Genomic DNA, 24993 nt, shown 5'->3' with positions numbered 1-24993 from the left:
CCCGCCCGAGGACCATGATGACCGAGCAGCAGCTGCCCGTCTGGGCCGACCCGTCCGTCTCCCCCGCCGACCTCGACGCGCAAGGGGTGTCCCGACGCGGACTCCTGCGCCGCGCCGGCCTGTTCGGCGCCGCCTTCGCCCTCGGTTCGGCGGGCGTTCCCGCGGCGGCGGCGTCCGGCCGGGGCCCGGGCGGCGGCGATCCGCACCTCGCCTATCTCGTCGGCGACCACCACGTCCACAGCGTCTACAGCCACGACGCCAAGTACACGTTCTCCCAACTGGCCGCCGCGGGCGCCAGGTACGGCCTGGACTGGATGGTGTTCACCGAGCACTCCAACGTCGGGCACGCCCGGTACGGGGCGTCGCTGGAGCACGCGGAGATCCTGCGGGCCCGGGCCGAGAACCCGCGCCAGCTGATCTTCCAGGGCCTGGAGTGGTACATCCCGGCCGCCGAACACGGCACGGTCTTCACCTCGCCGGGCCCGCACGAGGTCGACCTGCTCACCCGGTTCGAGACCGCCTACGACGGCAAGCTCCTCGGGTACACGGAGGGTGCCGCCGGTGCCGCGGACACCGCCCGCAACGAGGCGCACGCCGTCGAGGCCCTGCGGTGGCTGGCCCGGCAGCGGCGCACCGGTTACGTCGACGACGTGCTGGTCCTCGCCAACCACCCGCTGCGCCTGGGCATCGACTCCCCGCACGAGATGCGCGCCTGGCGGGACGCGGCCCCCGAGATCATGATCGGCATGGAGGGCGCGCCGGGCGCCCAGGGCGCGGCGATCCCCGGCCGGCGCGGGCCCACGTCGGTCCGCGGCGAGTACGAGAACAGGCCGTCGGCGCAGTCGTGGGCCGGGTATCCGGCGGACGCCTATCTGACGTACGGCGGTTTCGACTGGGCGACGGCGACCGTCGGCGGGCTGTGGGACGCCATGCTCGCCGAGGGCAGGCTGTTCTCCGTCACCACGAACTCCGACGCGCACCGCGTCGTCTTCGACACCTGGAAGAACGGCGACTGGCCGGCCGGCCAGAACTTCGACACCGCCGGCCGGCTGCCCGACCCGGTGAACACGGACACCCCGCAGCCCGGCAGCGACTTCTGGCCCGGCCAGTTCAGCCGCACCCACGTCGGGGTCACCCGCTACGGCTACCGCGCGGTGATGGCGGGCCTGCGCGCGGGCCGCGTCTGGGTCGACCACGGACACCTGCTGGACGGGCTGGAGGTGCGGCTCACGCGCGAGCGCGACCACGGCCGGGGCGTCACCCTGGGCGGCCGGCTGCGCGTGCGCGAGGGCGACCGGCTCACCCTGACCGTCACCGTGACGACGGCCTCACGGCCCAACGCCCGGGGAATCCTCCCGCAGCTGGCGCACGTGGACGTGATCCGGGGCGCGGTGCGCGGACCGGTGACCGACCGGGACACCTGGCGGGCGCCCGACACCCGGGTGGTGCGCTCGCAGGACGTGTCCGGCCGCGAGGGGACGTACACCCTGCGCATCCCGCTGACCGCGGGGGACGAGTCCTTCTACGTCCGGCTGCGCGGCAGCGACGGCAACCGCCACGGCGCGGGGTACCTGGGCGCCTCCGTCGACCCGCACGGCCCGGTTCCGCACGCGCCCGGGGACGGCGACCCGTGGACCGACACGTGGTTCTACTCCAACCCGGTCTTCGTCGACGTGACAGGGGGCTGAGCCGGCGGGGCGGCAGGGCGGCGGACCCGCCTCCCCGCGGACCCGGTGTGCCGGGCGGGCCGACCGCTCGCCCGGCACGCGTCGCCGCCTCAGGCGTAGAACCGCGACAGGCTCTGGAGCACCGCCGCCGGCTTGGTCCCGCCCTCGGTCTCGATGGTCCCGTCGACGGTGATCTGCACACCGCCCGGCACCTCCTCCACCTCCGCGAGCCTGCCCACCAGCCGGATGCGGGAGCCGACCTTCACCGGCGAGGGGAAACGCACCTTGTTCAGACCGTAGTTGACCTTGGTCGTCACGCCCTGGACGTCCAGCAGCTCGGTGAAGAGCGGGATGAAGAGCGACAGGGTGAGGTAGCCGTGCGCGATCGGGGCGCCGAACGGTCCCTCCTTCGCGCGTTCGGGGTCCACGTGGATCCACTGGTGGTCGCCGGTGGCGTCGGCGAAGGTGTCGATCCGTTCCTGGGTGACCTCGGTCCACTGGCTGGTGCCCAGGTCGCTCCCGGCGAGCTTCTTCAGTTCGTCGAGGCCGTTGACGGTGATGCCCATGTGGCTGTCCTTAGGTGAGAGGTGGGAGTCAGGAGACGGCGCCGAAGCGCTTGCGCACCCGGGCCTTGAGGAGCTTCCCGGAGGCGGTGCGCGGGAGTTCGTCCGCGATGACGACCGACTTGGGGATCTTGTACTTGGCGAGACGTCCGGCGAGCGAGGCCAGTACCTCGTCGGGGTCCGGCGAAGCGCCCGCGCGCGGCACGACGACCGCGCGCGGCACCTCGCCCCACTTGTCGTCGGGCACGCCGATGACCGCGCACTCGACGATGTCCGGGTGGGTCAGGAGCAGGTCCTCGATCTCGGCGGGGTAGACGTTCTCCCCACCGGAGATGATCATGTCCTTGATGCGGTCGACGATGAAGACGTAGCCGTCCTCGTCGGTCCGGGCCGCGTCCCCGCTGCGGAACCAGCCGTCGGCGAAGGCGGCGGCCGTCTCCTCGGGCAGGCCCCAGTAGCCGGGCATCACGTGCGGCCCGCGCACCACGATCTCGCCGGTCTCGCCGGGCGCGGCCGGAGCGAGGTCGGGCCGCACCACCCGTACGTCGCTGAAGAAGTGCGGCACTCCGGCCGACCCCGCCTTGGTCACGGCGTGTTCGGCGTCCAGGAACAGCGTCCCGGGGGCCGCCTCCGTCATGCCGTAGCCCTGGAGGAAGGTCAGACCGCGCTCCTGGTACGCGGCGATCAGCGGGCTCGGCACCGGCGAGCCGCCGCAGGTGAGGATCCGCAGTGACGACAGGTCGGCGTCCTTGAAGCGCGGATGCCGGGCCACCTGGTCGAACATCGTCGGCACCCCGAACATGAAGGTGATCCGGTGCCGTGCCACCAGGTCGAGGGTGGCCTCCGGGTCGAAGGCCTCGACCAGGACGCAGGTGCCGCCCTTGAGGAGGACCGGCAGGGTGAGCATGTTCAGGCCGGCGGTGTGGAACAACGGGGCGGAGACCAGGGCGCGTTCGTCGGCGATCAGGTCGGTGTCGACGAGGACGTTGATCGCGTTCCAGGTGAGGTTGCCGTGGGTGAGCATCGCTCCCTTGGGCCGGCCGGTCGTGCCCGAGGTGTACATGATGATGCAGGTGTCGTCAGGGGCGACCGGCTCGTCGACGGGGTCGGCGGCGGCCTCGGCGAGGGCCTCCTCGTACTCGGCCCCGGCCTCCAGGTAGACGCGTACGTCCGTGGTGCCGGGCAGCCCGGCGACCAGGCCCTGGAAGGAGGGGCCGTAGACGAGGGCCCTGGCTCCGGAGTCGGCCAGCTGGTAGGCGATCTCCGGGCCGGCCAGGCGGGTGTTCAGGGGGACGAAGACGGCGCCGAGGGTGCCCGCCGCGAACAGCGTCTCCAGGTAGGAGGGGTGGTTGGGGCCGAGATAGGCGATCCGGTCGCCGCGCCGCACGCCCCGGGCGCGCAGGGCGTGCGCGAGCCGGGTGGTGCGGTCGTACAGCTCGGCGTACGTGCGGCTGGTCCCGCCGTGGATCAGGGCGGTGCGGTGCGGGGTCTTGCGGGCTCGGCGTGCGGGCCACGACCCCAGTCCCTCGTTGCGCATCCGGTACCCCTTACGACTTCGTCAGCCCGAGCAGGCGGGCGGCGTTCTCCTTGAGGATCTTCGGCCTGACCTCGTCCTTGATCGACAGCTTGGCGAAGTCCGCGAGCCAGCGGTCCGGGGTGAGGACGGGGAAGTCCGAACCGAAGAGGACCTTGTCCTTGAGCAGCGTGTTGGCGTACTGCACCAGCTGCGGCGGGAAGTACTTCGGCGACCAGCCGGACAGGTCGATGTGCACGCCCGGCTTGTGCGTGGCGACGGCCAGGGCCTCGTCCTGCCAGGGGAACGACGGATGGGCCAGGATGATCTTCAGGTGCGGGAAGTCGGCGGCCACGTCGTCCACGTGCAGCGGGTTCGAGTACTTGAGCCGGATCCCGCCCCCGCCGGGCACCCCGGCACCGATGCCGGTCTGGCCGGTGTGGAAGAGGGCGATGGTGCCGGTCTCCTCGATCACCTCGTAGAGGCCGTAGGCCACCGCGCGGTCGTTAGGGAAGAAGCCCTGGATGCTGGGGTGGAACTTGAAACCCTTCACCCCGTACTCCTCGACCAGGCGGCGGGCCCGCCTGACCCCCGCCCTGCCCCGGAAGGGGTCGATGGAGGCGAAGGGGATGAGGACGTCCGCGTTGGCGGCCGCCGCCTCGGCGACCTCCTCGTTGGGGACGGGGGCGGTGCCGGTCGCGGACTCCGCGTCCACCGTGAAGATCACGGCGGCCATCCTCCGCTCCCGGTAGTACGCGGCCGTCTCCTCCAGGGTCGGCTTCCGCTTGCCCTCGACCTTGAAGTAGGCGGAGGAGGCGTCGTGCAGGTCGTCGTCCAGGGAGGAGTGGCCCTTGGAGGACACCTCCGCGTGGGTGTGGACGTCGATGGCGACCAGGTCGTCGACGTTCATGGTGGGTGCCATCACGCCTCCGGGAAGTCGGGCGCCGGGATACCGACCGTCTGGAGTTCGGCACCGACCGAGGTGGGCCAGGCGGTGGCCAGGGTCTCGGGGGTCCAGCCGCCGTCGGCGTAGGCCACGCTGACCTCCTGCGGATGCGACCAGAGTGCCACTTTGTCGCCGCCGATGCCGATGGCCTGGCCGGTGACGCCGCGCGCGGCGTCGGAGGCGAGGAAGGCGACGAGTGCCGCGCAGTCCTCGGGGCTGCCGAAGCCCTCCCGCTTGCGGAGGAAGTCCGGGAGCGGCTCGCCGTTCTTCATGGCCTCGACGTACGGGGCGAAGGAGGGGATGGTCTCGGTCATCGCGGTGGCGGCGACCGGCACGATCGCGTTGACCGTGATGTTCGCGCGGCCCAGTTCCATCGACCAGGTGCGGGCCATGGCCGCGATGCCGGCCTTGGCGGCGGCGTAGTTGGTCTGCCCGAAGTTGCCACGCTGCCCGGCCGGCGAGCCGACCAGGATCAGGCTGCCGCCGTCGCCCTGCGCGCGCATCCGGACGGCGGCGGCGCGGGCGCAGGTGAAGGTGCCCTTCAGGTGGGTGGCGATCACCGCGTCGAAGTCCTCGTCGGTCATCTTCCACAGCACCTTGTCGCGCAGGATGCCCGCGTTGGTGACCAGGATGTCGAGCCGCCCGAACTCCTCGACGGCCCGGCCGACGAGCCGGTCGGCGGCCTCGGACGTGCCGACCGGGACCACCTCGGCGACGGCGGTGCCGCCCGCCGCGGTGATGGACTTCACGGCCTGCTCGGCCACGGCCTCGTCGATGTCGTTGACGACCACGGAGGCGCCGTGGGCGGCCAGGGCGTGCGCGTAGGCGAGGCCGAGGCCCCGGCCACTGCCGGTGACGACGGCGGCCTTGCCGGTGAGATCGATGCTGGGCACGGGCGGGTCCCTTCACAACAGACACGGGTGATGCGGCTACGAGATCGAAGCTAAGAGCAATAATTGTTGACGTCAATAGTTGTTGCGGTCCCATCCGTGCGTCATGCTGGGTGCCGTACGCACGAACCGCCCCTGTCCGGGGCCCGGCCCAGGGAGTCCGCCATCGCCGGCCAGCAGCACGCAGCACACACCGCCGTGGGCCCCGCCCCCGTCGACGCCGAGGAGCCGTGGATGCGCGGGCTGCACGCGGACACCGGCTATCTGCTGTACCGGCTCGGGCTGCGCTCGGGGCAGCTGTTCAACGGTTTCCTCCAGGAGTCCGGCCTGCGTCTGCGCCACTACGCGCTGCTGCGTCTCCTCACCACGTCCGAGGGCGCGCTCCAGCGCGAACTGAGCACGTCCCTCGGCTACGACCCCAGTGCGATCGTCGGCCTGGTCGACGACCTGGAGAAGCTGGGCTTCGCCGAGCGCCGCCCCTCCCCCGACGACCGGCGCAGCCGTATCGTCGTGCTGACCGCGGACGGCCGCGCCTTCCTCCGCGACACGGACGAGGCCGGGCTGCGGGTCACCAACGAACTCCTGCGGCCCCTGGATCCGGCCGAACGCGACGTGCTCCACTCGCTGCTGCTCAGGGTCGCCGAGACCGGGCTGGGGTGACGCCATGCCGATATCCACCGACGCGGGCCTGTCACAGGCGGTGCGCTCCGCGCCCGACCGGCTGCTGGCCGTCCTCGCCGCGTTCGACCACGACCACCCGGCGCTGTGCCTGACCGACATCAGCCGCCGCGCCGGGCTGACCCTGACCACCACGCACCGGCTCGTCGGCGCCCTCACCGAGTGGGGCGCCCTGGAGCGGGACGAGGACGGCGTCTACCACGTCGGACTGCGACTGTGGGAGGTGGCGGCCCTCGCCCCGCGCGGGCTGGCCCTGCGGCAGGCCGCGCTGCCCTACCTGGAGGACCTGTACGAAGCCACGCACGAGAACGTGCAGTTGGCGGTCCGCGACGGGTCGGAGGTCGTCTACATCGAGTGGATCTCGGGGCGTTCGGCGGTCGGTGTGCACATCCGGGTCGGGGCGCGCTGGCCGCTGCACGTCACCGGCGTGGGGCTGGTGCTGCTGGCGTACGGCGGCACGGAACTCCAGGAGGAGTACTGCGCGGGTCCGCTCGCCTCCCTCACCCCGTACACCCTCACCGACGCGGGACGGCTGCGCCGGGTGCTGGCCGAAGTGCGGCGCGCGGGCGTGGCGGTGAGCGACCGTCAGGTCACCGAGGACGCGCTGTCGGTGGCCGCGCCGGTGCGTGGACCGGACGGCACGCTGGTCGCGGCGGTGTCGGTCGTGGTGCCCCAGGCCGGCGCCCAGGTGCCGGTGCTGATCCCGGCGGTGCGGCTCGCGGCGCGCGGGATCTCCCGGGCCCTGGGGTGGCAGCCGGAGGAGAGCCGGGCCGGTGGCGGGTCCCGCGGGGCCGGGGCCCGGGGAGAGCGGTGAGGCCCCCTCGTTCGCCGTCCGCCCGTCGCCTGCCGGACCGTTGATCGCTACGAACTGGTAACACCCCACAACCGGGGCGGAGTCGGCGCCGTCTACTCCCTCATGAAGATCTCCTTCCTGCTCCACAACGCCTACGGCATCGGCGGCACGATCACCACCACCTTCAACCTGGCCCAGGCGCTGGCCGAGCGGCACGAGGTGGAGATCGTCTCCGTGCTGCGGCACCGCGAGGACCCCAACTTCACGCTGGACCCGAGGGTGTCGCTGCGACCGCTGGTGGACCTCAGGCAGGAGAAGGAACACCCGTCACACCTGATACCGGCGAAGGTGTTCCCCCGCGCCGAGTACCGGTACGGGCAGTACAGCGAACTGACCGACCAGCGGATCGGCGAGCACCTCGCCACCGTCGACGCCGACGTGGTGATCGGCACCCGGCCGGGACTGAACGTGCATCTCGCGCTCCAGGCCCCCCGGCATGTCGCCCGGGTCGGGCAGGAGCACCTCACCCTCGACAACCATCCGCCGCGGCTGCGCACCGCGCTGCGCCGGGCCTACCGCCGGCTCGACGCGCTCACCACGGTGACCGAGGCGGACGCCGCCGCCTACCGGCGCAAGACGCTGCTGCCCGGCGTCCGGGTGGAGGCGCTCCCGAACAGCGTGCCGGATCCCGTGCTGCCGGCCGCGGACGGCAGCGCGAAGGTGGTCGTCGCGGCCGGCCGGCTGGTCCCGGTCAAGCGCTACGACCTGCTGATCGAGGCCTTCGCCGATGTCGCCGCCGCACACCCCGACTGGCAGCTGCGCGTCTACGGCAAGGGGGAGGAGCACGACCGGCTGCGCAGGCTCATCGCGGACCTGCGGCTGTGGGACAACGTGTTCCTGATGGGCGCGGCGGCCCCCATGGAGGCGGAGTGGGTCAAGGGCTCCATCGGTGCCGCGGCCTCCAACTTCGAGCCGTTCGGTATGACGATCGTGGAGGCGATGCGCTGCGGCCTGCCGGTGGTCAGCACCGACTGTCCCTACGGCCCCGCCGAGATCATCGAGGACGGCGTCGACGGCCGGCTCGTACCGGTCGGGGACCGCGCCGCGCTGGGCGCCGCCCTGCTGGACCTGGTCCGTGACGACGAGCGGCGCCGCCGGATGGGACGCGCGGCCCTGGAGAACGCGCGGCGGTTCGCCCCCGGCCCCGTGGTCGCGCAGGCCGAGCGGCTGCTCGCCGACGCGGTGGCGGCGCGCCGGGCGGGCGGAGCGAGCGCGCGGGAGCGCGCGGGGGTGCGCCGGATCCTGGTCGGCCAGGGTTTCGCCGCCCGCGACGCCGCGTACACCGCGGCGAGCGGCGCACTGCGCGTCGTACGGAAGGGACAGCGATGAGCGGGGCAGGAGCGGGGCCGAGCGAGGAGAGGGCAGCGGTGAGCGGGGAGAGGGCAGTGGCGGGCGCCGAGGGGACAGGGGTGGGCCGGGAGGGAGCAGCGGTGAGCGCGGCGGGTGCGGCGGTGAGCCCGGCACCCGGTGCGCACCCGCGCGTCGGCTGCACGGTCGACGCGGACGGCCGGATCGCGTTCGACCTGCCGCCGGCTCCGGCGGAGGACCGGCAGGTGCCGGAACCGCAGCTGCTGCTGCGGCTGCGCCCGAAGAAGGGGCAGCCCGAGAAGACGCTCCACGTCCTGGACCTGGAGCGCGCCGACGACGGGCACCGGCGTGCCGTCCTGGGCCCGCGGCCCGTCCTCGCGGAGGGCCGGTGGGACGTGTACCTGCTCCAGGACGGAGGATCCCGGCGGCAGCGCCTGCGCCCCGGACCGCGCGACCTGCGGGCCCTCGTCGACGGCCACCTCCGCGATCGGACGACACCGCTCGCCGTCCGGATCCCCTACGTCACCAAGGACGGCTGTCTCGCGGTACGGGCCTGGGTGCGGCCCGCCCACGCGGAGGCCGCCGGTGTCACGGTCACCGACCGGTCGACCACGGTCGACGTCCGCCTGCACGGCGCCCGGCTCCTGGCGGGAGCCGTCGTGCACCTGCGCCTGCGGGGCGGCGGCACCGTACGCACCCTGGAACCACGGCCGGGGAGCGACGGGCGGGACTTCTCCTTCACCGTCGACCACGCGGAGCTGGCGGCCGGGACGGGCGCCGGGAACGGCATCTGGGACGTCTTCGTCCGGCCCGCGCCACAGGACGCGCTGATCCGGGTCGCCCGTCTGCTCGACGACGTGGCGGACCGCAAGGAGGTGTTCGTCTATCCGACGGTCACCGCGGCCGGGGCCACCCTGCGCCTGTACTACACGGTCGACAACGACCTCGCCGTGGAGGTGAGGAAGGCGGCCCGCTGAGGCCGCTCACCCGAGCCTCGGACAGGGAGGACCGGAAGGCGGGCGGCCGCCGGGAGCACATTCCCGGCTCATCGGGGTAACTCACCCACCCGGTAAGGACTTTCACGGTGACACCTCTTGACGGCCGGAGTGGCCGAGAGCACATTGGGCCCACTTTGAGAGCGCTCTCAGAGTGCGCTCGAAGCAGTTCCCCCCGCACCCGCGCCCCCACCCCGTACCCGAGAGGCTCCCCCATGAGTGACACCTCCGGCACACCCCGCAGACGGCGACGCCCGCTGAGGCGGGCGCTCGTGGCGGTCATCAGCACGCTCGGCCTCGCGGCCGGGGCCGCCGCGGTCGCCTCGCCGTCCGCGAACGCCTCCGCCCCCGCACCCCCGGCCGGCTGGTCCCAGGTCTTCCTCGACGACTTCACCGGCGCGGCCGGCACCGGGGTCAGTACCGCCGACTGGCAGTACGCGACCGGAACTTCGTATCCCGGCGGCCCCGCCAACTGGGGCACCGGCGAGGTCGAGACGATGACGAACAGCACCAGCAACGTCTCGCTCGACGGCAACGGCAACCTGCGCATCACCCCGCTGCGCGACGCGGCCGGCCGGTGGACGTCGGGCCGCATCGAGACCAACCGCACCGACTTCCAGCCCCCGGCCGGCGGCAGACTGCGGGTGGAGGCCCGCATCCAGATGCCGAACGTCACCGGCACCGCCGCCGAGGGCTACTGGCCCGCGTTCTGGATGCTGGGCGCGCCCTACCGCGGCAACTACCACAACTGGCCGAGCGTCGGCGAGCTGGACATCATGGAGAACGTCCAGGGCCGCAACACCGTGTGGGCCACGATGCACTGCGGCACCAACCCGGGCGGCCCCTGCAACGAGACCACGGGCCTCGGCGGTTCCACCACCTGTCCGGGCAGCACCTGCCAGTCCGCCTTCCACACCTACACCATGGAGTGGGACCGCTCGGCGAGCCCGGAGGCGATCCGCTTCTCCGTCGACGGCGTCACCTTCCACACCGTCACCGCGAACCAGGTGGACGCGACGACCTGGTCCAACGCCACGAACCACGGCTTCTTCATCATCCTGAACGTGGCGATGGGCGGTGCCTTCCCGGACGCGTTCGGCGGCGGCCTGGACGCCGACACGCGCTCCGGCATCCCGATGGTCGTCGACTACGTCCAGGTCCTGTCGTCCGGCGGGGGCGGCACCACTCCGCCGCCGTCGGGCAACCGTGACGCCTACGGCACCCTCCAGGCCGAGTCGTACGACACCCAGTCCGGCACCATCACCGAGACCACCTCCGACACGGGCGGCGGGCAGAACATCGGCGCCCTCGCCAACGGGGACTGGGCCCTGTTCAAGGGCGTCGACTTCGGCTCCACCGCGGCGCGTCAGTTCGTGGCCAGGGTGGCGAGCGGCGCGGGGAGCAGCGTCAGCGGACTGGTCGAGGTCCGCCTGGACAGCCGTACGGCCGCACCCGTCGGCAGCTTCTCGATCGGCGACACCGGCGGCTGGCAGTCCTGGAGAACGGTCCCCGCCAACATCGCCTCGGTCACGGGGACCCACGACGTGTACCTCACCTTCACGAGCGGCCAGCCGGCGGACTTCGTGAACGTGAACTGGTTCACCTTCGGCCGGTGAGACGTGCGTGTCAGGCCCGGCGACGCCGCAGGAAGCCGGGCCTGACGCGTCCCTGAGGCCGGTCGCGCCCCTCGTGCCGCACCGAGAACCGTTCGGCGGACAGGGCGTCCAGACCGTGGACCCGGCCGGCGCCCATCAGCGTGACGTGGACCTGTGCCCGCTGCACCGCCCGCAGGGGGGACAGGTCCACGGCCGACTGGTAGCTCAGACAGATCAGGCGCAGGTTCAGCGAGGTGAGGCCGGGAAAGGCTCCGGCGAGGTCGGCGACCGTCTCACCGGCCAGGACTCCGTCCAGGTCGAGCGCGGTGACCTGGGGCAGCGCCACCGGCGGCAGCGGGACGCCGTGCTCGGAGGACAGGGTCAATCCTTGCAAGCTCCCCGGAGCATAGGGAGTCAGGACGGAGGTCAGCAGGGGTTGCGAAGGGCTGTGGCAGAAATCAGCGCAGTTCCGCCCGGAACCCCGCCGGTGTCATGTCCGTGTGCTGGTGGAAGAACTTGGAGAAGTTCGCCGCGTCCGGGAAACCGACCGCCACGCCGACGCGGGCGATGGGCAGGTCCGTGTGGGCGAGGAGGCGCTTGGCCTCCAGGACGACGCGCTTGTCGATGAAGCCCTTGGGGGTCTCGCCGGTGGCGGCGCGCACCGCGCGCACGAGGGTGCGGCGGGAGTAGCCGAGGGCGTCGGCGTAGGCGCTGACGCTGTGGTTGGTGGCGAAGTCCCGCTCGACCGCCTGTCGGAAGAGGGTGAAGGTGGTGTCCGCCGTGAGCCGGGCCGCCTCCGCCGAGGTCGTCGCGAGATGGGCCAGGCGGAGCAGGAACGCCGTGAGGGCGTGGCGCAGGACCGAGGTGTGCAGGGCGGACGGGAGGGTGCTCGCGTCCTCGTACTCGCGTCGCAGCTGGGCGAGGGCGGCCCGGATGGCGGCGAGCCGGGGTTCGTCGGGCCGCAACAGGGGCGGCAGGTCGTAGCGGTACAGGCCGGTGGCCTCGACGGTGTCACGGGGCAGAAAGCCGGGCTGCATGGTCAGGACGGTTCCGCGGTACCCGCTCGCGGGTGAGAAACGGTGGACCTGCCCCGGGCGGATCCACAGCACGTCGCCGGCCGTCGCCTCGTACTCGGCGAAGTCGATCATGTGGCGGACGGGGCCGTCGTCGAAGAGCATCACGACATGGAAGTCGATGCGGTGGACGCGGTGCAGGGGCGCGTCGGCGTGCCAGGTGCGGCCGGTTCCCATCGGACCGACCTGCATGCCGACACCGCCGACGCTCAGCTCGACCGGGAAGGGGAACGTTCTGATCCCGTCAACGCCGCCGTCGCCGTCTCCGGCTTGGATGGTTCTGTCCGCCATGTCCTTCTCGTGCCGCCTTGATCGCGCCGTCCGTGTCCCACTTTCACCACAGGCTGGCACACCGCGACCTTCCCCCGTAAAAGTCGGACTTTTAAGTTTGAACGCGTCGGACCAGCAACTTCGCTTCTACCGAGGACTTCTTGAAGATGAGTGCGCAGACACCGGACACCTTCACCTGGACCGAACTCGACCGGCGCGCTGTCGACACCGCCCGCGTTCTGGCGGCCGATGCCGTCCAGCGGGTGGGCAACGGCCACCCCGGCACCGCGATGAGCCTGGCCCCGGCCGCTTACACGATCTTTCAGAAGGTGATGCGGCACGATCCGGCCGATCCCGAGTGGACGGGCCGTGACCGCTTCGTGCTCTCTCCCGGCCACACCTCGCTGACGCTCTACACCCAGCTCTACCTGGCCGGGTACGAACTGGAGCTGGACGACCTCAAGGCGTTCCGCACCCATGGGTCGAAGACGCCCGGTCACCCGGAGTACGGGCACACCGCGGGCGTCGAGACGACCACCGGCCCGCTGGGCCAGGGCGTCGCCAACGCGGTGGGCATGGCGATGGCCGCCCGCTACGAGCGCGGCCTGTTCGACCCGGACGCCCCCGAGGGCACCTCCCCCTTCGACCACACCATCTGGGGCATCGTCTCCGACGGCGACCTGGAGGAGGGCATCTCCGCCGAGGCGTCCTCCCTGGCCGGCCACCAGAAACTCGGCAACCTGGTCTTCCTCTACGACGACAACCACATCTCCATCGAGGGCGACACCGCGACCGCCTTCTCCGAGGACGTGCTCAAGCGGTACGAGGCGTACGGCTGGCACACACAGCGGATCGAGCCGGGCGAGGACGGCGACATCGACGTCCAGGCGCTGTACGCGGCGCTGACGGCCGCCCGGGCCGAGACCGGGCGTCCCTCGATCATCGCGATGCGCACGATCATCGCCTGGCCGGCGCCGAACGCCCGGAACACCGAGGCGGCGCACGGCTCCGCGCTCGGCGAGGACGAGGTCGCCGCCACCAAGCGCCTCCTCGGCTTCGATCCCGACCAGAGCTTCGAGGTCGCCGACGACGTCCTCGCGCATACCCGCCGGGCCCTGGACCGGGGCGCCGAGGCGCACGCCGCCTGGGACAAGCGGATCGACAAGTGGCGCGGCGCCCAGCCCGAGCGGGCCACGCTCTTCGACCGCGTCGTCTCCGGTCAGCTGCCCGAGGGCTGGCAGGACGCCCTGCCGGTGTTCGAGGAGGGCAAGGCGGTCGCCACGCGCGCCGCGTCCGGGAAGGTGCTCCAGGCGCTCGGCGCGATCCTGCCGGAGCTGTGGGGCGGCTCCGCCGACCTGGCGGGCTCGAACAACACCACCATCGACAGGACCAGTTCCTTCCTGCCGCAGGGCAACCCGCTGCCGGAGGCCGACCCGTACGGCCGCACCATCCACTTCGGCATCCGCGAGCACTCCATGGCCGCCGAGATGAACGGCATCGCCCTGCACGGCAACACCCGCGTCTACGGCGGCACCTTCCTGGTCTTCTCCGACTACATGCGCAACGCCGTGCGCCTGTCCGCGCTGATGCAGCTGCCGGTGACCTATGTGTGGACGCACGACTCGATCGGTCTCGGCGAGGACGGGCCCACCCACCAGCCGGTGGAACACCTGGCGTCGCTGCGCGCGATCCCGGGCCTGAACCTGGTCCGCCCCGCCGACGCCAACGAGACCGCGGTCGCCTGGGCCGAGATCCTCAGGCGCCACGCCACCGACCCGGCCCCGCACGGCCTCGCGCTCACCCGGCAGGGCGTGCCGACCTACGCGCCGAACGAGGACGCGGCCAAGGGCGGCTACGTCCTGCGGGAGGCCTCCACCCGGGTGCCCGACGTCGTGCTGATCGCCACCGGTTCCGAGGTGCAGCTCGCGGTCGGCGCGCGGGAGCTGCTGGAGGCCGAGGGGGTCGGCACCCGGGTGGTGTCCATGCCGTCCGTGGAGTGGTTCGAGCAGCAGTCGCGGGAGTACCGCGAGCGGGTCCTTCCGCCGTCCGTGAAGGCCCGCGTTGCGGTCGAGGCCGGGATCGGTCTGACGTGGTACCGGTTCGTGGGTGACGCAGGACGCATCGTCTCCCTCGAACACTTCGGCGCCTCCGCCGACGCGAGGACCCTGTTCGCCGAGTACGGCTTCACCGCCGAGAACGTCGCCGCCGCGGCCCGGGAATCCCTGGCCGCCGCTCGCGGTTGATCCGATCGCCCGAAAGAAGATGATCACAGTGACCGAAGCGACCGCACCCGCGGGAGCACTCAAGCGTCTGTCCGACGAGGGTGTGTCCATCTGGCTGGACGACCTGTCGCGCGGCCGGATCGCCTCCGGCGACCTCGCCGCACTCGTCGCCCACAGGCACGTGGTGGGTGTCACCACCAACCCGTCCATCTTCCAGGCCGCCATCGGCTCCGGTGCCGGGTACGAGGAGCAGCTCACCGACCTCGCCGTGCGGGGCGTCACGGTCGACGAGGCCGTGCGGATGCTGACGACCACCGACGTGCGCGCGGCCGCCGATGTCCTGCACGCCGCGTACTCCGCCTCCGGCGGCCGGGACGGCCGGGTCTCCATCGAGGTCGACCCGCGCCTCGCCCACGACACGGCGGCCACCGTCGCCGAGGCCAAGCAGCTCGCCTGGCTCGTCGACCGCCCCAACGTGATGATCAAGATTCCGGCCACGAAGGCCGGCCTCCCGGCGATCACCGAGGTCGTCGGCCTGGGCATCAGCGTCAACGTCACGCTGATCTTCTCCCTGGAGCGCCACCGCGAGGTGATGGACGCCTACCTCGCCGGCCTGGAGAAGGCCAGGGAGCGCGGCCTGGACCTGTCGACGATCCACTCGGTGGCCTCCTTCTTCGTCTCCCGCGTCGACGCCGAGATCGACAAGCGGCTGACCGTGCTCGGCACGGACGAGGCCCTGGCCCTCAGGGGCCGGGCGGCCCTCGCCAACGCGCGGCTCGCCCACGAGGCGTACGAAGACGTCTTCGCCGGTGGGCGCTGGGCGGCCCTTTCCGGGGCAGGAGCCCACAAGCAGCGTCCGCTGTGGGCGTCGACCGGGGTGAAGGACCCGGCGTACAAGGACACCCTGTACGTCGACGAGCTGGTCGCGCCCGGCACGGTCAACACGATGCCGGAGGCCACGTTGAACGCAGTCGCCGACCACGGCGAGATCACCGGTGACACCGTGACCGGCGGCTATGCGCGGGCCCGCGCCGACCTGGCCGCCGTCGAGCGGCTCGGCATCTCCTACGACGAGGTGGTGCGGCAGCTGGAGGACGAGGGCGTCGCCAAGTTCGAGGCGGCCTGGCAGGACCTGCTGAACGCCGTGACGAAGTCCCTGAACAGCAAGGGGGTTGACGGGGAATGAGCAAGAAGCGTCCCAGGACGACGGCCGAGGAGACCGGAACGGCCGAGAGGACCCGACCAGCCGAGACCGAGAAGACCGGAGCAGCCGGGAAGACCGGACCGGCCGGAACAAGCGAGGCCGCCGGGAAGACCGGACCGGCCGGAACGAGCGAGGCCGCCGGGAAGACCGGACCGGCCGAGCCGGAGGCGACCGTCCCGGTCCTGTCCGGCGACGACTGGACCAACCCGCTGCGGGACGCCGGCGACCGCCGGCTGCCGCAGATCGCCGGCCCGTCCGGGCTCGTCATCTTCGGTGTCACCGGAGACCTGTCCCGCAAGAAGCTGATGCCGGCCGTCTACGACCTGGCCAACCGCGGTCTGCTGCCGCCGGGCTTCTCCCTCGTCGGGTTCGCCCGCCGGGACTGGGAGGACCAGGACTTCGCGCAGGTCGTGCACGACGCGGTGCGCGAACACGCGCGCACCGACTTCCGCGAGGAGGTCTGGCAGCAGCTGTCCGAGGGCATGCGGTTCATCCCCGGCGACTTCGACGACGACACCGCGTTCAAGCAACTTCGTTCCGCCGTAGAGGAGTTGGACGCCTCACGCGGTACCAGCGGCAACTACGCCTTCTATCTCTCCGTACCGCCGAAGTTCTTCCCCAAGGTCGTCCGGCAGCTCAAGAAGCACGGGCTGGCCGACGCGAAGGAGGGCTCCTGGCGTCGCGCGGTCATCGAGAAGCCGTTCGGGCGCGACCTGAAGAGCGCCCGTGAGCTGAACGCGCTCGTGCACGACGTGTTCGAGCCGGACCAGGTGTTCCGGATCGACCACTACCTGGGCAAGGAGACCGTCCAGAACATCCTGGCGCTGCGCTTCGCCAACCAGATGTACGAGCCGATCTGGAACCGGTCGTACGTGGACCACGTGCAGATCACCATGGCCGAGGACATCGGCATCGGCGGCCGGGCCGGCTACTACGACGGCATCGGCGCCGCCCGGGACGTCATCCAGAACCACCTGCTCCAGCTGATGGCGCTGACCGCCATGGAGGAGCCGATCGCCTTCGACGCCGAGTCGCTGCTCACCGAGAAGCTCAAGGTGCTCAAGTCCGTGCGGCTGCCGGAGAACATCGGCGAGCACACCGTGCTGGCGCAGTACGCCGAGGGCTGGCAGGGCGGTGCGAAGGTGCCCGGGTATCTCCAGGAGGAGGGCATCGACCCCGCGTCGAAGACCGACACCTACGCGGCCATCAGGCTCGAGGTGGACAACCGGCGCTGGGCGGGCATCCCCTTCTACCTGCGCACCGGCAAGCGTCTCGGCCGCCGGGTCACCGAGATCGCGGTGGTCTTCAAGCGGGCCCCGCACTCCCCCTTCGACTCCACCGCCACCGAGGAGCTCGGGCAGAACGCGATCGTCATCCGCGTCCAGCCCGACGAGGGCATGACGGTCCGGTTCGGCTCCAAGGTGCCGGGCACCTCGATGGAGATCCGGGACGTGTCCATGGACTTCGCCTACGGCGAGTCGTTCACCGAGTCCAGTCCGGAGGCGTACGAGCGCCTCATCCTGGACGTCCTCCTCGGGGACGCCAACCTGTTCCCCCGTCACCAGGAAGTGGAAGAGTCCTGGAAGATCCTCGACCCGATCGAGGAGTACTGGGCGAACACCGGCAGGCCGGCGCAGTACGCGTCGGGCAGCTGGGGACCCGGGGAAGCCGACGAGATGCTCGCACGAGACGGACGGAGCTGGCGCAGGCCATGAAGATCGACCTGACCGACACCACGGCAAGCAAGATCAACAAGGCGCTGGTGCAGGGTCGCCGCGCCATCGGCACACCGGCCGTGGGCATGGTCCTGACGATGGTGATCGTCACGGACGAGGAGAACGCCTACGACGCGATCAAGGCAGCCGAGGAGGCCTCGCACGAGCACCCCTCGCGCACCCTGGTCGTCATCAAGCGGCACGCCCGCACCCCGCGCGACCGCACCAGCTCCCGCCTCGACGCGGAGGTGCGGGTGGGCGCCGACGCCGGCACCGGCGAGACGGTCATCCTCCGGACGTACGGCGAGGTGTCCGACCACGCCGACTCCGTCGTGCTGCCGCTGCTGCTGCCGGACGCCCCGGTGGTGGTGTGGTGGCCGGTGAACGCGCCGGAGAACCCGGCCAAGGACCCGCTGGGCGCGCTGGCCCAGCGCCGGATCACGGACCTGTACGCCGTGGAGAACCCGCTCCAGGTCCTGGACGCCCGGGTGCGCTCCTACGCGCCCGGCGACACCGACCTCGCCTGGACCCGGCTCACCCCGTGGCGCTCGATGCTGGCCGCGGCCATGGACCAGGCCCGGGTGAAGGTGATCTCGGCGGCCGTGGAGGCCGAGGAGGAGAACCCGGCGGCCGAACTGCTGGCCCGCTGGCTGGAGGCCCGCCTCGGCGTCCGCGTCGACCGGGTCGTCACCGCGGGGCCGGTCGTGACGGCCGTCCGGCTGGGCACCGAGAACGGCGAGGTCGTCATCGACCGCCCCGAGGGCCCGCTGGCCACGCTGTCCCTGCCCGGCCAGCCCTCGCGCACCCTCGCGCTGAAGGTCCGCACCACCTCCGAACTCATCGCCGAGGAGCTGCGGCGCCTCGACGCCGACGAGATGTACGCCGTCGCCCTGCGCGGCCAGGGCACCAAGGAGACCCCCGCTCATGTCTGACTCCCCTTCCGAGATGTCCGCCGGCTCCTCCCGGCTCACCCGCCGGCCGGAGTGGGCCGCCCTGGAGCAGCACCGCGCCCAGTGGCACACCCATCTGCGTGACCTGTTCGCGACCGACCCGGGGCGCGCGGAGCGCTACGTCGTCCGCGTGGGAGACCTGCGCCTCGACTACTCCAAGCACCTGGTGACCGACGAGACGCTGCGGCTGCTCCAGGAACTGGCCGCCGCGACCGGCGTGTTCGGGTTGCGGGACGCCATGTTCCGCGGTGAGCGGATCAACACGACCGAGGACCGGGCGGTGCTGCACACCGCGCTGCGCGCCCCCGCGAACGCGGTGGTCGAGGTCGACGGGGAGAACGTGGTCCCGCAGGTGCACGCCGTGCTGGACCGGATGGGCGACTTCGCCCGGCGGGTCCGCTCGGGTGAGTGGACCGGCCACACCGGCAAGCGCATCCGCAACGTCGTCAACATCGGTATCGGCGGCTCCGACCTGGGCCCGGCGATGGCGTACGAGGCGCTGCGCGCGTACACCGACCGGTCGCTGACGGTCCGGTTCGTGTCGAACGTGGACGGCGCCGACCTGCACGAGGCCGTCCGCGACCTGGACCCGGCGGAGACCCTGTTCATCGTCGCGTCCAAGACCTTCACCACGATCGAGACGATCACGAACGCCACCTCGGCGCGTTCGTGGCTGCTGGCCGGACCCGGCGGGCTCGGCGAGGACAAGGCGGTGGCGAAGCACTTCGTGGCGCTGTCGACGAACGCCGCGAAGGTGGCGGACTTCGGCATCGACACGGCGAACATGTTCGAGTTCTGGGACTGGGTCGGCGGCCGCTACTCCTACGACTCGGCGATCGGCCTGTCCCTGATGATCGCCATCGGCCCGGACCGCTTCCTGGAGATGCTCGACGGTTTCCGGATCGTCGACGAGCACTTCCGCAACGCGCCCGCCGAGCACAACGCCCCGCTGCTGCTGGGCCTGCTGGGCGTCTGGTACGGCAACTTCTTCGGCGCCCAGTCGCACGCGGTGCTGCCCTACAGCCACTACCTGTCCAAGTTCACCGCCTACCTGCAACAGCTGGACATGGAGTCCAACGGCAAGTCGGTGGACCGGGACGGCGACCCCGTGGACTGGCAGACCGGCCCGGTGGTGTGGGGCACACCCGGCACCAACGGGCAGCACGCCTACTACCAGTTGATCCACCAGGGCACCAAGCTCATCCCGGCGGACTTCATCGGCTTCGCCCGCCCGGTGGCCGAGCTGGACGACGAACTGGCCGCCCAGCACGACCTGCTGATGGCGAACCTGTTCGCGCAGGGACAGGCGCTCGCCTTCGGAAAGACCGCGGACGAGGTCCGGGCGGAGGGCGTGCCCGAAGCCCAGGTGCCCCACCGCACGTTCCAGGGCAACCACCCCACGACGACGATCCTGGCGAAGGAACTCACCCCCTCCGTCCTGGGCCAGCTGATCGCCCTCTACGAGCACAAGGTGTTCGTCCAGGGCGCCATCTGGAACATCGACTCCTTCGACCAGTGGGGCGTCGAACTCGGCAAGGTCCTCGCCAAGCGCGTCGAACCCGCCCTCACCGAGGGCGCCGACGTCCCCGGTCTCGACTCCTCCACCGCCGCGCTCGTGGCCGCCTACCGCGACCTCAAGGAAGTGAACTGACATGACAGCGATGCAACTCGGCCTCATCGGGCTCGGGAAGATGGGCGGCAACATGCGCGAGCGGATCCGCCGCGCCGGCCACACCGTCATCGGCTACGACCGCAACCCCGAACTCTCCGACGTGAGCGGCCTGGCCGAACTGGTCGACAAGCTCGAAGCCCCGCGCACGGTGTGGGTGATGGTGCCGGCCGGGGCCCCCACCCAGTCCGTCGTCGACGAACTCGGCGACCTCCTCTCCCCCGGTGACACGGTCGTCGACGGCGGCAACTCCCGCTGGAGCGACGACGAGAAGCACGCCGCCGAACTGGGCGCCAAGGGCATCGGCTTCGTCGACGCGGGCGTCTCCGGCGGCGTGTGGGGCCTGGAGAACGGCTACGCCCTGATGGTCGGCGGCGACAAGGAGCACGTGGACCGGGTCAAGCCGATCTTCGACGCGCTCAAGCCCGAGGGCCCGTACGGCTATGTCCACGCGGGCAAGGTCGGCTCCGGGCACTTCTCCAAGATGGTCCACAACGGCATCGAGTACGCCATGATGCAGGCGTACGCCGAGGGCTGGGAGCTGCTGGAGTCGGTCGACTCGGTCACCGACGTCCGGGAGGTCTTCCGCTCCTGGCAGGAGGGCACCGTCATCCGCTCCTGGCTGCTGGACCTGGCCGTCAACGCCCTCGACGCCGACGAGCACCTGGACAAGCTGCGCGGATACGCGGAGGACTCCGGCGAGGGCCGCTGGACGGTGGAGGCCGCCATCGACAACGCGGTGCCCCTGCCGGCGATCACCGCCTCCCTCTTCGCCCGGTTCGCGTCCCGGCAGGACGACTCCCCGCAGATGAAGATGGTCGCGGCGCTGCGCAACCAGTTCGGCGGCCATGCCGTCGAGTCGGCGAAGAAGTAGGCCCGGCCGTGGGGGATCTCCTGCTGGTCCGCCACGGTGAGACGGAGTGGAGCGTGTCGGGCCGGCACACCAGCTGGACCGACCTGCCCCTGACCCCGCACGGCGAGGAACAGGCCAAGTCCCTCGCTCCGCTCCTCTCGTCGCGGATCTTCGCCCTCGCCCTGACCAGCCCGCTGGATCGCGCGATACGCACCGCCGAACTGGCCGGCATCACCGGCATCGAGCCCGACCCCGACCTGTACGAGTGGGACTACGGCGGCTACGAGGGCGTCACCACCGTCGACATCCACCGCACCCGCCCCGACTGGTACCTGTGGACCGACGGCGTGCCGCCCGGACCCGACGGGCATCCCGGTGAGTCGCCCGAGCAGGTGGGGCGGCGCGCCGACCGGGTACTGGCCCGGGTGGACGCCGCCCTCCCCGACGGCGACGTGGTCCTGGTGGCCCACGCCCACTTCCTGCGCGTGCTGACCGCGCGCCGGCTGGGGCTGGCCCCGGCCGGCGGGCGGCTGTTCCAGCTCGCGACGGGAACGGTCAGCCGGCTGTCGACGGAACACGACCGGCCGGTCGTCGCGGAGTGGAACACCCGGCCGTAGGACGGCTCCGGTCCCACCGCCCAACTGCCCTCCGACGCGGGGCGGGTTGGCGCGGTGGGACCGTCGTGTGCCCGGTTGACAGGCGCGTGCGGCGCGCGTCAGAGTCCCCGCTGATGGAGATCGACTACTTGACCGCGGCCGAACTGCGGGTGTGGCGGGCCTTTCCCCGGGGCGAGTCCGTGGACTTCCGCCCGTCCGGCGACGAGAGCGAGGCCCCCGCGCCCGGAGCGGACTGGGGTCCCGAACGCACGGTGCGGGCCTCGGTGGTACGGGCGCTGCTGCTCAACGGCGAGCGGGAGGACGGGGAGATACCCGCCCTGAAACTGGCCGGCGCGCGGATCACCGGCGTGCTCGACCTGCGGTACGGGGTCATCGACCACGCCGTACGCCTGAGCCACTGCCACTTCGAGGACGTGCCCCTGCTGTACGGCTCCCGGCTGCGCCAGTTGAACCTCAGCGGCTCCGTGCTGCCGGGACTGACCGCCGCCACCCTGCGGGTGGAGGGCGTCCTGCGGATGACCGACTGCCGCCTGCACGGCCCGGTGCGGCTGGGCGGGGCGCAGATCGCCGGGGCGCTGTTCCTGGACCGGATGGAGATCACCGCGCCGGACGGCCCGGAACCGGCGCTCCAGCTCAACCACGTGAGCGTCGGCGACGACCTGTGGGCGCCGGGCCTGCGCACGCACGGCGAGCTGCGGCTGAACGGCGCCTCGGTCGCCGGGTCGGCCAACCTGAACGACGCCCGGCTCAGCCGCCCCGGCGACGTGGCCCTGGACGCCCAGACCCTCGTCGTGGAGGGCGACGTCCACCTGCGGCGCGTGCACACGCGGGGTTGGATCGGCCTGCGGGGCGCCCGCGTCGCGGGCCGGCTCGACCTGTCGTACGCGCGCCTGTCGAACCCAGGCGGCCCGGCGCTGCGCGCGAGCAGCAGCTCCATCGGGGAACTCTGGCTGCGCAAGGGCCCGCCCATGGAAGGCACCCTCACGCTGCGCCGCGCCCAGGTGGAACTGCTGCTGCTGGAACCGGAGGTGGTGCCCGACAAGGTGCTGCTCAACGGCTTCGTCTACGCCTCCCTCGATCCGCGGGAGCCCGCCGAGCGCCGCCTGCCGATGCTGGAGCGCGACGGTGACGGTTATGTCCCGCACGCCTACGAGCAGCTGACCGCCGCCTACCTGCGGACCGGCGACGACCACGCGGCCCGTGCCGTCCAGCTCGCCAAGCAGCGCCGCCACCGCACCACACTCCCCTGGTACGGCCGGCTGTGGGGCCACGTCCAGGACGTCACCGTCGGCTACGGCTTCCGCCCGCTGAGGGCCTGCGGCTGGCTCCTGTCGCTGCTCGCCGTCGGCTCGCTCGCGTACGCCCTGCATCACCCCCGCCCGCTGAAGGCGGCCGAGGCACCCGACTTCAACCCGGTGTTCTACACGCTGGACCTGCTGCTGCCGGTGATCTCCTTCGGCCAGGAAGGAGCCTTCGCCCCGAAGGGCGGATACCAGTGGCTGTCCTACGCCCTCGTCATCGCCGGGTGGATCCTGGCCACGACCGTCTTCGCCGGCGTGACCCGGACCGTCAGCCGCCAGTGAGCCGCCTGGCCGTGTGCTGGGCCGCCAGGCGGACGGGGGCGTTCTGGGCGCCGTAGCCCCGGTACCCGCCGTCGCGCTGGACGAGTTCGAAGAAGACCCGGCCGACGGTGCGGGTGTAGCAGTGGCGGAACACTCCGTACGCGTCCCGGTCGTAGAGGATGCCCAGTTCGCGGTACGTCTCCAGCTCGCCGTCGGCGAACTCGTACCGGGCGGCCAGGTCGTCGTAGTAGTTCGCCGGGATCGGCAGCAGCCGGCCGCCGGCCTCGGTGAAACGGCGGGCGGCGGCGACCACGTCGTCGGTGGCGAGCGCGAGGTGCTGGGCGTGGACCGGGTCGTCGGTGGGGGCCGGGCCGACGGACAGGGCGATGCGCACACCGCCGTCGGGGGTGGTGACGGCACGGCTGCGGAGCAGGCCGTAGGGGTCGGCGACGTCGACGCTCTCCTGGGCGCGCAGGCCGAGCACGCTGCGGTGGAAGAGGGCCGCCTCGTCGAAGTGGTGCCAGGGCTGGGTGAGGGCGAGGTGGTCGACGCGGGACACGTCCGTGGCCGCGGGCGGGTGCTCGGCGTCCTCGAAGTCGGCCCGCCAGTCGGGGAGTCCGGGGCGGTTCGTGGCGCAGAAGAACAGTTCCGTGCCGTCGGGGGCGGCCACCGCGTCGAGCGGGGCGTCCTCGGAGGCGCGGCGGCGGGGCAGGACGGGGGCGAGCAGTGCCTCGGCCCGGCGGGCGGCGGCCCGCGGGTCGGGTGACTCCAGGCCGATGGCGGCGAGGTGGGTGTCGTCACGGCGGACGGTGGTGCCGGTGTTGACCAGGACGCGGGCCCCGCCCTGCTGCCACAGGTCGACGGGCTTGCTGCGGTGCCGGGCGGTGCGGGCGAAGCCCAGCGCGCCGAGCAGGGCGGAGAGGGGTTCGGCGTCCGGCGTGACCAGTTCGGCGAAGGCGATACCCGTGGGCACGACCGGTGCGGGCGGCGTGGCGACGCCGACGGTCTCCTGGAGGAGGAGCAGGGAGCGGCGGGCGTCCACGGCCGTGGGGCCGGCCTCGGCCTGCCGGAAGACGTCGTTGAAGATCTCCAGGGAGAGCGGGCCCTCGTAGCCGGTGCGCAGGACACGGCGGACGAGTCCGGCGACGTCGAAGCCGCCCTGGCCGGGGAAGCAGCGGTAGTGGCGGCTCCACTGCAGGACGTCCATCGCGAGCAGCGGGGCGTCGGCGAGCTGGAGGAAGAAGATCTTCTCGCCGGGGATGTCCTCGATGCCCTTGAGGTCCTCGGGCGCGGAGGACCGGGACAGGATGTGGAAACTGTCCAGGCAGGTACCGAGCGCCGGATGGCCGGCCGTCTCGACGACACGCCAGGCGTGGTCGTACGTGCTGACATGCCGTCCCCATGCGAGTGCCTCGTAGGCGACGCGGACGCCGCAGTCCTGCGCCAGGTCCGCCAGCCGGCTCAGCTGCTCGGCGGCGAGCGCGTCGTCGTCGACGGCGAGCGGGGAGACGCTGGAGCAGACCAGGACGGTGTCGGCGCCGAGCCGGCCCATCAGTTCGAACTTGTGCCGGGCGCGCCGCAGGTTGCGGGCGAACTCGTCCTCGGGCACGGCCTCGATGTCGCGCATCGGCTGGTAGAGGTCGACGGTCAGGCCGAGGTCGGCGCAGCGGGCGCGGATCTCCCCGGGGGTGAGGGGGCTGGCGAGCAGGTCGTTCTCGAAGATCTCGACGCCGTCGAAGCCGGCCCGGGAGGCGGCGGTGAGCTTCTCGGTGAGCGAGCCGCTGAGTGAGACGGTGGCGATGGACGTACGCACGTCGGTACCTCTTCTGTCGTTACCTCTTCTGTCGTTG

Annotated in this window: 21 protein-coding genes; 14 read left to right on the top strand and 7 right to left on the bottom strand. The window is 71.9% G+C overall.

Annotated features, from left to right (window positions below; translation table 11 throughout):
- Positions 1–17: 17 nt before the first annotated feature.
- On the top strand, positions 18–1688 hold the full coding sequence (locus tag QQS16_RS33210; RefSeq protein ID WP_286065750.1) for a PHP domain-containing protein: 1671 nt from the start codon (positions 18–20) through the stop codon (positions 1686–1688).
- Between the two features lie 89 nt (positions 1689–1777).
- On the opposite strand, the gene QQS16_RS33205 is transcribed toward QQS16_RS33210, so the two are convergent.
- From QQS16_RS33205 to QQS16_RS33190, 4 genes are read right to left on the bottom strand one after another with little or no spacing between them, the layout of a single operon-like run.
- Positions 1778–2233, bottom strand: coding sequence for a MaoC family dehydratase (locus QQS16_RS33205; RefSeq protein ID WP_286065749.1), 456 nt, complete (start codon positions 2231–2233; stop codon positions 1778–1780).
- Between the two features lie 28 nt (positions 2234–2261).
- A complete protein-coding gene (gene menE, locus QQS16_RS33200) occupies positions 2262–3767 on the bottom strand; it encodes an o-succinylbenzoate--CoA ligase (protein ID WP_286065748.1) in 1506 nt (501 codons plus the stop codon).
- Between the two features lie 10 nt (positions 3768–3777).
- Positions 3778–4653, bottom strand: coding sequence for an amidohydrolase family protein (locus QQS16_RS33195; RefSeq protein WP_286066538.1), 876 nt, complete (start codon positions 4651–4653; stop codon positions 3778–3780).
- Between the two features lie 11 nt (positions 4654–4664).
- Positions 4665–5582 carry an SDR family NAD(P)-dependent oxidoreductase gene (locus QQS16_RS33190; protein ID WP_286065747.1) on the bottom strand — a complete coding sequence of 306 codons (918 nt, stop codon included), beginning with the start codon at positions 5580–5582 and terminating at the stop codon, positions 4665–4667.
- A 195-nt stretch (positions 5583–5777) separates the two neighbouring features.
- On the opposite strand from QQS16_RS33190, the gene QQS16_RS33185 reads away from it, so the two are divergent.
- From QQS16_RS33185 to QQS16_RS33165, 5 genes are all read left to right on the top strand, one after another.
- The gene (locus tag QQS16_RS33185; protein WP_286066537.1) at positions 5778–6239 is read left to right on the top strand and encodes a MarR family winged helix-turn-helix transcriptional regulator; all 462 of its coding nucleotides are present in this window, start codon (positions 5778–5780) and stop codon (positions 6237–6239) included.
- 4 nt (positions 6240–6243) lie between these two features.
- Positions 6244–7071 (top strand): IclR family transcriptional regulator, encoded by an 828-nt coding sequence (locus QQS16_RS33180; RefSeq protein WP_286065746.1) that lies wholly within the window; start codon positions 6244–6246, stop codon positions 7069–7071.
- Between the two features lie 102 nt (positions 7072–7173).
- Positions 7174–8439 (top strand): glycosyltransferase family 4 protein, encoded by a 1266-nt coding sequence (locus QQS16_RS33175; protein WP_286065745.1) that lies wholly within the window; start codon positions 7174–7176, stop codon positions 8437–8439.
- A 101-nt stretch (positions 8440–8540) separates the two neighbouring features.
- Positions 8541–9395, top strand: a complete 855-nt coding sequence (locus QQS16_RS33170) for a transferase (RefSeq protein ID WP_286065744.1) — start codon at positions 8541–8543, stop codon at positions 9393–9395.
- A gap of 233 nt (positions 9396–9628) precedes the next feature.
- A complete protein-coding gene (locus QQS16_RS33165; protein WP_286065743.1) occupies positions 9629–11029 on the top strand; it encodes a glycoside hydrolase family 16 protein in 1401 nt (466 codons plus the stop codon).
- Positions 11030–11039: 10 nt separating this feature from the next.
- Here the strand turns inward: QQS16_RS33165 and QQS16_RS33160 are convergent, their stop codons facing one another.
- Positions 11040–11393: a hypothetical protein gene (locus tag QQS16_RS33160; RefSeq protein ID WP_286065742.1), complete on the bottom strand. Its 354-nt coding sequence runs from the start codon at positions 11391–11393 to the stop codon at positions 11040–11042.
- Between the two features lie 73 nt (positions 11394–11466).
- Positions 11467–12372, bottom strand: coding sequence for a helix-turn-helix domain-containing protein (locus QQS16_RS33155; RefSeq protein WP_286065741.1), 906 nt, complete (start codon positions 12370–12372; stop codon positions 11467–11469).
- A gap of 146 nt (positions 12373–12518) precedes the next feature.
- Between QQS16_RS33155 and tkt the strand changes: the two genes are divergently transcribed.
- From tkt to QQS16_RS33115, 8 genes are all read left to right on the top strand, one after another.
- Positions 12519–14594 carry a transketolase gene (gene tkt, locus QQS16_RS33150; protein ID WP_286065740.1) on the top strand — a complete coding sequence of 692 codons (2076 nt, stop codon included), beginning with the start codon at positions 12519–12521 and terminating at the stop codon, positions 14592–14594.
- 19 nt (positions 14595–14613) lie between these two features.
- On the top strand, positions 14614–15759 hold the full coding sequence (tal, locus tag QQS16_RS33145) for a transaldolase (RefSeq protein WP_286065739.1): 1146 nt from the start codon (positions 14614–14616) through the stop codon (positions 15757–15759).
- Complete coding sequence (zwf, locus tag QQS16_RS33140) at positions 15756–17492, top strand: glucose-6-phosphate dehydrogenase (protein WP_286065738.1); 1737 nt, start codon at positions 15756–15758, stop codon at positions 17490–17492. Before tal ends, zwf begins: the two co-directional genes overlap by 4 nt.
- Positions 17489–18424: a glucose-6-phosphate dehydrogenase assembly protein OpcA gene (opcA, locus tag QQS16_RS33135; protein WP_286065737.1), complete on the top strand. Its 936-nt coding sequence runs from the start codon at positions 17489–17491 to the stop codon at positions 18422–18424. Before zwf ends, opcA begins: the two co-directional genes overlap by 4 nt.
- Positions 18417–20093 carry a glucose-6-phosphate isomerase gene (gene pgi / locus QQS16_RS33130; RefSeq protein ID WP_286065736.1) on the top strand — a complete coding sequence of 559 codons (1677 nt, stop codon included), beginning with the start codon at positions 18417–18419 and terminating at the stop codon, positions 20091–20093. Before opcA ends, pgi begins: the two co-directional genes overlap by 8 nt.
- A 10-nt stretch (positions 20094–20103) precedes the next feature.
- Entirely contained in the window at positions 20104–20985 is an 882-nt protein-coding gene (gnd, locus tag QQS16_RS33125; RefSeq protein WP_286066536.1) for a phosphogluconate dehydrogenase (NAD(+)-dependent, decarboxylating), read from the top strand.
- Between the two features lie 8 nt (positions 20986–20993).
- The gene (locus tag QQS16_RS33120) at positions 20994–21581 is read left to right on the top strand and encodes a histidine phosphatase family protein (RefSeq protein ID WP_286065735.1); all 588 of its coding nucleotides are present in this window, start codon (positions 20994–20996) and stop codon (positions 21579–21581) included.
- Between the two features lie 113 nt (positions 21582–21694).
- Positions 21695–23164, top strand: a complete 1470-nt coding sequence (locus QQS16_RS33115) for a membrane-associated oxidoreductase (RefSeq protein WP_286065734.1) — start codon at positions 21695–21697, stop codon at positions 23162–23164.
- Here the strand turns inward: QQS16_RS33115 and QQS16_RS33110 are convergent.
- Complete coding sequence (locus tag QQS16_RS33110) at positions 23151–24956, bottom strand: bifunctional sugar phosphate isomerase/epimerase/4-hydroxyphenylpyruvate dioxygenase family protein (protein ID WP_286065733.1); 1806 nt, start codon at positions 24954–24956, stop codon at positions 23151–23153. The two genes, QQS16_RS33115 and QQS16_RS33110, sit on opposite strands and share 14 nt — an antisense overlap.
- Between the last annotated feature and the right edge of the window lie 37 nt (positions 24957–24993).

This window comes from Streptomyces sp. ALI-76-A, from assembly GCF_030287445.1.
Classification (GTDB): domain Bacteria; phylum Actinomycetota; class Actinomycetes; order Streptomycetales; family Streptomycetaceae; genus Streptomyces.
This window is presented reverse-complemented; position numbering and strand designations above follow the sequence as displayed.

Bases quoted from the DNA above. Each gene is read 5' to 3' on its own strand.
- QQS16_RS33210 (WP_286065750.1), top strand. From the start codon at position 18: ATGACCGAGCAGCAGCTGCCCGTCTGGGCCGACCCGTCCGTCTCCCCC.
- QQS16_RS33205 (WP_286065749.1), bottom strand. From the start codon at position 2,233: ATGGGCATCACCGTCAACGGCCTCGACGAACTGAAGAAGCTCGCCGGG.
- menE (WP_286065748.1), bottom strand. From the start codon at position 3,767: ATGCGCAACGAGGGACTGGGGTCGTGGCCCGCACGCCGAGCCCGCAAG.
- QQS16_RS33195 (WP_286066538.1), bottom strand. From the start codon at position 4,653: ATGAACGTCGACGACCTGGTCGCCATCGACGTCCACACCCACGCGGAG.
- QQS16_RS33180 (WP_286065746.1), top strand. From the start codon at position 6,244: ATGCCGATATCCACCGACGCGGGCCTGTCACAGGCGGTGCGCTCCGCG.
- QQS16_RS33175 (WP_286065745.1), top strand. From the start codon at position 7,174: ATGAAGATCTCCTTCCTGCTCCACAACGCCTACGGCATCGGCGGCACG.
- QQS16_RS33165 (WP_286065743.1), top strand. From the start codon at position 9,629: ATGAGTGACACCTCCGGCACACCCCGCAGACGGCGACGCCCGCTGAGG.
- QQS16_RS33155 (WP_286065741.1), bottom strand. From the start codon at position 12,372: ATGGCGGACAGAACCATCCAAGCCGGAGACGGCGACGGCGGCGTTGAC.
- tkt (WP_286065740.1), top strand. From the start codon at position 12,519: ATGAGTGCGCAGACACCGGACACCTTCACCTGGACCGAACTCGACCGG.
- tal (WP_286065739.1), top strand. From the start codon at position 14,614: ATGATCACAGTGACCGAAGCGACCGCACCCGCGGGAGCACTCAAGCGT.
- zwf (WP_286065738.1), top strand. From the start codon at position 15,756: ATGAGCAAGAAGCGTCCCAGGACGACGGCCGAGGAGACCGGAACGGCC.
- opcA (WP_286065737.1), top strand. From the start codon at position 17,489: ATGAAGATCGACCTGACCGACACCACGGCAAGCAAGATCAACAAGGCG.
- pgi (WP_286065736.1), top strand. From the start codon at position 18,417: ATGTCTGACTCCCCTTCCGAGATGTCCGCCGGCTCCTCCCGGCTCACC.
- gnd (WP_286066536.1), top strand. From the start codon at position 20,104: ATGCAACTCGGCCTCATCGGGCTCGGGAAGATGGGCGGCAACATGCGC.
- QQS16_RS33115 (WP_286065734.1), top strand. From the start codon at position 21,695: ATGGAGATCGACTACTTGACCGCGGCCGAACTGCGGGTGTGGCGGGCC.